Source organism: Mesorhizobium sp. M7A.F.Ca.CA.004.04.2.1 (assembly GCF_004022825.1).
In the GTDB taxonomy this organism is placed as follows: domain Bacteria; phylum Pseudomonadota; class Alphaproteobacteria; order Rhizobiales; family Rhizobiaceae; genus Mesorhizobium.
Genome location: NZ_RZPH01000436.1, coordinates 1 through 4,703, shown reverse-complemented (window position 1 = coordinate 4,703; position 4,703 = coordinate 1). Strand labels below are relative to the sequence as shown.

Below are 4,703 nucleotides of genomic sequence, written 5' to 3'. Positions count from 1 at the left end.
ATCTTGAACGGCAGATGAACGCCGGCATCAGAGCCGGTTCAGTTGCATCAGGGCATTCTCCGGCGTGTTGAAGGAGACCGACCCAATGCTTGCTCGCCGCTTCACCATCGTCTGCCTGCTGGTGAGCCTGTTTGGAATGTTCTTCGCCATCCTCGTCGCCGAAGCGGGCCGTCCGGCCCGCGCCTGGGACGAAGCCAGTTCCAGAACCTGCCGCCTCGCCTGCCCCACCCATCTTCGCAACTGACCAAAGAAACCAAGACCTCGAAAGAAAAGCTGAACGCCATGAACCGCATCGCCGCCAACACTCTCAAGACCCTTCGGCTTCTGCCGCGGGCGGCGCTTATCCTGACGGTGCTGGCCGCTCCGGTTCTGGCCGTGCCGATGATGCGCACTGACGCCGGCTCGACGATCGACGCACCAGCCCTGAAGAAGTCCGGCGTCGGCTTTGTGCTCCTGGTCAGCCTGCAGCGCGGTTGAAGAAAAACGGCGCTTTGGCCGCCTTCGGTCGCGACACCCCTCCCAAGTGCCGATCCAAGTCTCTATATTGAGCCATGGAAAAGCGAATCTACCCACAAGCCATCGAATCTGTCGTCATGCCGGAGCCTTTTGGCCGGCAAAGCTTTGATAGCGCCGAAAAAGCAGTCAAGGCACTGCAGGCGCTTTACGACCGCAATACCAAATTCCTGCGCGACTCCTTTGCAGAGCTGGCGGCAGCAGGCGGCGACAATGGCAAGCGCTACCGGGCCTTTTATCCGGAGATCGGTGTCACCACCAACTCGTTCACCCAGATCGACTCGCGCCAGGCCTATGGCCATATGCCGACGCCTGGGCATTTTTCCACCACCATCACCCAGCCGGGCCTGTTCGAAAGCTACCTCGTCGAGCAGTTGCGCCTGATCATGCGCAATCATGGGGTTGCGGTCACGGTGTCGGAATCGACCACACCCATCCCGCTGCATTTCGCCTTCCTTGAAGGCACCCATGTCGACGGCGCGACGGCAGAGCGCATCAAGCGGCCGATCCGCGATCTGTTCGACGTGCCGGATCTCGACGGCACCGACGACCAGATCGCCAACGGCACCTTCGAAGTCGCCTTTGGCGAGCCGAGGCCTCTGGCGCCCTTCACGGCGCAGCGCATCGATTATTCGCTGCACCGGCTGTCGCACTATACGGCAACCACGCCGCAGCAGTTCCAGAACTTCGTGCTGTTCACCAATTATCAGTTCTACATCGACGAGTTCGTCGCCCGCGCCCGCAACCTGATGGCCAATGGCGGCGGCGGATACACGGAGTTCGTCGAGCCGGGCAATGTCATCACCAAGAGCGGGCAAAGCGCGCCCAGCGAAGGCGTTGCACCGCCGCGCCTGCCGCAGATGCCGGCCTATCACCTGAAGAAATCGGGACATGGCGGCATCACCATGGTCAATATCGGCGTCGGGCCCTCCAACGCCAAGACCATCACCGACCATATCGCGGTGCTGAGGCCGCATGCCTGGGTGATGCTCGGCCACTGCGCCGGCCTGCGCAACACCCAGGCGCTGGGCGACTATGTGCTGGCGCATGCCTATGTGCGCGAGGACCATGTGCTGGACGACGATCTTCCGGTCTGGGTGCCGATCCCGCCGCTGGCCGAAATCCAGGTGGCGTTGCAGGAAGCCGTCGCCGAAGTCACCGGCCTTTCCGGCTACGACCTAAAGCGCATCATGCGCACCGGCACCGTCGCCACCATCGACAATCGCAACTGGGAACTGCGCGACCAGCGTGGCCCGGTACAGCGTCTGTCGCAATCTCGCGCCATCGCACTCGACATGGAATCGGCGACCATCGCCGCCAATGGCTTCCGCTTTCGCGTTCCCTACGGCACGCTGCTGTGCGTTTCGGACAAACCGCTGCATGGCGAGTTGAAGCTGCCCGGCATGGCGACCGAATTCTACAAGCGCCAGGTGGCGCAGCACCTGACCATCGGCATCAGGGCGATGGAGAAGCTCGCGGAAATGCCGATGGAGCGGTTGCATTCGCGCAAGCTCAGAAGTTTTTCGGAAACGGCGTTCCAGTAGGCCGATGCCACGCACCGCGGCGGCATTTCTCATCTTGATTGGGCCGCATTTCTGCCGATAAGCAGGCGGCATGGAGAGAGCGAGCCTCGGGACATTGCTGATTTCGGTTGCATTCCTGGCAATGCTGGCCTGTTCGATCGCTCTGGTGGCCGGGTTTTTCGGAACGCTGCATCCCGCCTTCGATTCCTTCTCGCATTTCCGCGTCCACCTTGCCGTGCTGATGGCGCTTTGCGCGCTGCCGCTGCTGGCCACGACATTTCGCCTGCAGGCGGCCGTGGCACTGCTTTTTGCCGTGGCGGCCTTCGCCACCACTTCCGGGTCGCTGTCCTTCTCCCGCCTGTGGCCGGTTGAGGCCGCCTATGAAGCCAAGAACGAAGACCGCGCAATCTACAAGCTGCTGCAGATGAACCTGCGCTACGACAATCCGACGCCGAAGAAGGTGCTGTCGCTGATCGGCCGGACCAATCCCGACGTGATCACCCTCGACGAGGTATCGGCGATGTGGGCGACCGAGCTTGGCTATATCAGCAGCGCCTATCCATACCGGATCCTCTGTCCCTATCCCAACGGCATATTCGGCGTCGCGTTGCTCTCGCGGAGGCCCTTTGCCGCGGGCACCGAGGCGCGTTGCGAAAGGCGCGGCGCCATGGCGACAGCGACCGTCGACTTCGGCGGGATCGACGTCGATGTCGCGGCGATCCACCTCAGTTGGCCGTGGCCACGCGAGCAGTACTGGCAGATCGGCGAGTTGACGGAGCCGCTTTCCGCGCTCGGCGAGACGGCCATCATGGCGGGCGACTGCAATGCCGCGCCATGGAGTGCCGCCGTGCGGCGGGTCGCGGCGCTTGGCGGGCTGACCGTGATGCCGTCCGCCGGCCCGACCTGGATCCACATCAAGCTGCCGGACTTCCTGCGGCGCTTCGCCGGCCTGCCGATCGACCAGGTTTTCAGCAAGGGCGGCGTGACCATCCATTCCGCGACACGGCTGGAAGACACCGGCTCGGATCACCTTCCGGTCATGGTGGAGTTCTCACTCAGGCTGAACCAGCAAAAGCCGCTCGACGAACATGAAACCGCGACCGCGGCCATAAGCCAGACCGGCAAGACGCCAGGCTGAAGGATCAGGGCCTGACCAAAGCGATGACGAGATGCTGGACATGGCCGCCATCGCGATGCTCGCGCGCATCGAAAGCGAGCTGCTTGGCCTCATATGCGGCATTGGTGGCCTTGATACGTCGCTGTGCCTCGCGACGTGTTTTGTAGCAGAACCGGTCGTCGGCAATCCTGAGGCCGGAGATCGATCTTTCCGTGGCCCGCATCATCTCCCTGGCGATGCGGCCATGGGTTTCCTCATGGGCGCGGACGCCGGCGAAGAACCGCGTCCATCGCTTCCGGAGCGTCGGCGTGGTGGCCGAGGCGACACGCGGAAACGTATAAAAGAGATTGAGCGTGCCGTTGGCGCGCCGCAAGCGGCAAACGCCATTGTCCTGGCTGGTGTCAAGGTCCCAATCCACTGCGTAGCCGGTCAACGCGATGGCGTGCGTCATGAAGCCGTGCTTCGGCCCCTTGCGGTCCATAGCCTGCATCAGCGCCAGCCCCGTGTTCCCGGTGATGTCGTAGGTCCGCGTCTTGACCACCACCCTGGTGCCGGCCGAGGCCGCCGAAGCCAAACCGAACAGCGCAGCGATCGCCACAAGGCATGCCAGAACCGCCAGGCGCATTGGCCATCTCCTTATCGTCAAGGAATGGAACCATAAGCGCGCGGCAGTTTCAACAGTCCTAATGTTTCACTTGCCACGGGAGACCCGAGCCGTCGTCGGGGCTTTGCACGCTGTGGCCGGCGCGAGCCTACATGCCCTGGTAGACCGGGCCTTCTCCGCCTTGCGGCGGCACCCAGTTGATGTTCTGGTTCGGGTCCTTGATGTCGCATGTCTTGCAGTGGACGCAGTTCTGCGCGTTGATGACGAAGCGCACATCCTTGGCCGTGGGATCGGCGGCGGCATTGCCGTCCTTGTCGACCCACTCGTAAACCCCGGCCGGACAGTAACGCGTCGAGGGGCCCGCAAAGACATCGTGCTCGGACCGCTTCTGCAGTTCCATGTCGCCGACAAGCAGGTGGACCGGCTCGTTTTCCTCGTGATTGGTGTTGGACAGGAACACCGAGGACAGCCTGTCGAAGGTCAGCACGCCATCGGGCTTCGGATAGGCGATCTTCTTGTGCCGGGCGGCAGGCTCGAGCGTCGCATAGTCGGCCTTGCCATGCTTCAGCGTGCCGAAGGGCGAGACACCGAACAGCGTGTTCAGCCACATGTCGAGGCCGCCGAGGCCGACACCGACGATCGTGCCGAAGCGCGACCACAGCGGCTTGACGTTGCGCACCTTCTTCAAATCCTTGCCGATGTCGGTCGCGCGCCAGGCTTCCTCGTAGGAAGCGAGTTCGTCGTTGGCGCGCCCGGCACCGATCGCCTCTGCGACATGCTCGGCCGCCAGCATGCCGGACAGCACGGCATTGTGCGAGCCCTTGATGCGCGGCACGTTGACGAAGCCCGCCGCACATCCCATTAGCGCACCACCGGGGAAGGAGAGTTTCGGCACTGACTGCCAGCCGCCCTCGGTGATGGCGCGCGCGCCATCACCGAGGGCGGC

Annotated in this window: 6 protein-coding genes; 4 read left to right on the top strand and 2 right to left on the bottom strand. The window is 63.3% G+C overall.

Annotated features, from left to right (window positions below; all coding sequences use genetic code 11):
- Nucleotides 1–85 precede the first annotated feature (85 nt).
- The 4 genes from EN893_RS38150 (at nucleotide 86) to EN893_RS19410 (ending at nucleotide 3,174) form a co-directional block, all read left to right on the top strand.
- Nucleotides 86–244, top strand: a complete 159-nt coding sequence (locus tag EN893_RS38150; RefSeq protein WP_023812838.1) for a hypothetical protein — start codon at nucleotides 86–88, stop codon at nucleotides 242–244.
- 38 nt (nucleotides 245–282) lie between these two features.
- Nucleotides 283–477 (top strand): hypothetical protein, encoded by a 195-nt coding sequence (locus EN893_RS19420; protein ID WP_127270986.1) that lies wholly within the window; start codon nucleotides 283–285, stop codon nucleotides 475–477.
- Between the two features lie 116 nt (nucleotides 478–593).
- Nucleotides 594–2,057 carry an AMP nucleosidase gene (locus EN893_RS19415; RefSeq protein ID WP_236382868.1) on the top strand — a complete coding sequence of 488 codons (1,464 nt, stop codon included), beginning with the start codon at nucleotides 594–596 and terminating at the stop codon, nucleotides 2,055–2,057.
- 70 nt (nucleotides 2,058–2,127) lie between these two features.
- The gene (locus tag EN893_RS19410; RefSeq protein WP_127270982.1) at nucleotides 2,128–3,174 is read left to right on the top strand and encodes an endonuclease/exonuclease/phosphatase family protein; all 1,047 of its coding nucleotides are present in this window, start codon (nucleotides 2,128–2,130) and stop codon (nucleotides 3,172–3,174) included.
- Nucleotides 3,175–3,178: 4 nt separating this feature from the next.
- Here EN893_RS19410 and EN893_RS19405 read toward each other — a convergent pair whose 3' ends face one another.
- The gene (locus EN893_RS19405) at nucleotides 3,179–3,778 is read right to left on the bottom strand and encodes a DUF922 domain-containing protein (RefSeq protein ID WP_127269929.1); all 600 of its coding nucleotides are present in this window, start codon (nucleotides 3,776–3,778) and stop codon (nucleotides 3,179–3,181) included.
- A gap of 127 nt (nucleotides 3,779–3,905) precedes the next feature.
- Nucleotides 3,906–4,703 (bottom strand): electron transfer flavoprotein-ubiquinone oxidoreductase (locus EN893_RS19400; RefSeq protein ID WP_164900960.1); only part of this gene is annotated, 798 nt, incomplete at its 5' end.